The organism is Candidatus Cloacimonadota bacterium (assembly GCA_011372345.1).
Lineage (GTDB): Bacteria > Cloacimonadota > Cloacimonadia > Cloacimonadales > TCS61 > DRTC01.
Genome location: DRTC01000231.1, coordinates 1 through 1,516 on the forward strand (window position 1 = coordinate 1; position 1,516 = coordinate 1,516).

The following is a 1,516-nucleotide window of genomic DNA, read 5'->3' on the forward strand; positions in this document are numbered from 1 at the left end:
GAATTGTACTTTCTGAAATTTTACCGGACTGCGAAGAAACAAGGAAATATTTTCGAGAGTTTATTAGGGGAGGATACAAACTCGTTGGTGGAGAATCTCACGAGATATCGAAAACAGGAGAAGAAAAATATTTTTCAAATTCTTTTACAGCTACAATAATTAATGATATGATAATAGAAGCATGGGGAACTCAAACAGATATAACCGAACGCAAGCAGGCAGAAGAAGAACTGAAAACAAAAATGAAACAGCTTGAGATTTTCAATGATGCTTCTGTTGGCAGAGAATTAAGGATGCTGGAATTGAAAAAAGAGATTAATGAGCTTCTTGCTAAATTGGGTAAGGAACCAAAGTATGAGATTCCGTTATAAAGAGGGATAAACTTCGGAATGTCCGGCATCTCGACTCGACGCTTCTTTGTCGAGATTACATCCCAGCGGGTTGAACTGATCTTCCGATTTTTTCTGGAAATTAAATATGATAAATTTTTTTTTTGATTGACTTATATTTGAGCGATTTCAGTTATTGTTTCTGTTCCTATAAAGAATATGAAGAATAATAGGAAGAAGAAGGAAGAAGTTTTTGATGGATTTACTAATATTTAGAAGACATTTATCCAAAAAACCTTTCCCTTTGCTTTCGGATGAACGCATTTTACTCTTCGATGAACCTGCCGGAACTTTAAGCGAACCAGTCGGAGACGATGGACTTGAGTCGAAAGTTTTATGAAGTCTGCATTCCGAACTCTATCAAAAAGAGATGAAATCCATTCTATTCCGATCCACGCCTTAAAAGGCATGGCAATTCATGAGTAACCCCGTACTTTGGCTCGGGGAAAGAAGATTCCGTTAGTAACCTCGTGCTTTAGTTCGGGGAAAATGGGATTAAAAATGATCCGGGATTTTAATCCCTTCAGAAGAAAATGAAAAAAATCATTTATGCTCAAACCGGTGAAGTAAAATCCGGTAAAAAAGACACAATTTTAAGATCAAGTGCTATCGGTTCATGTCTGGCTATCGCTGCTTATGATAAAAACATCCAGGTTGGTGCTTTGGCTCATGTTATGCTTCCCGGGAAAGCTCCGGAACATAAAAAAAACCAAAAAACAAGGTATGCTGCTGATGCTTTGGATGAATTGATCAGAAAAATGGATCTTTTGGGCTCAAAAGAAAAGAATATCGAAGTCTGCCTTGCGGGTGGAGCAAATGTCCTGAAAAAGAAAGATGATACGATCAACCGTATTAATATCAATTCCGTAGAAGAAGTTTTGAAAAAAAGAAAGATAAAAGTAAAAGCAAGGTCTTTAGGAGGAACAGAAAGGAGGAGCATTACTCTCAATGTAGAAACCGGTTGTGTTCGTTATACGGTTGGAAATGGAGCGGAAAAATTGTTATGGTGTTTTGAATAATGAGTCCACTCTAAAAAGGCAATAATTTGGAAGATGTATGAAATTTTGCCCGAAATTTGGAAACTGATGAATCGGTTAATGACTTCTATCTTTTTATTAACCACCAAC

At 36.7% G+C, this 1,516-nt stretch carries 1 protein-coding gene; it reads left to right on the plus strand.

What is annotated here, in order from left to right; all coding sequences use genetic code 11:
* Nucleotides 1–922 precede the first annotated feature (922 nt).
* Entirely contained in the window at nt 923–1,408 is a 486-nt protein-coding gene (locus tag ENL20_04480) for a hypothetical protein (GenBank protein HHE37811.1), read from the plus strand.
* Nucleotides 1,409–1,516: the final 108 nt, after the last annotated feature.

What these genes read in the sequence shown, in the direction of transcription:
- ENL20_04480 (HHE37811.1), top strand. Translation starts at nt 923, where the DNA reads ATGAAAAAAATCATTTATGCTCAAACCGGTGAAGTAAAATCCGGTAAA.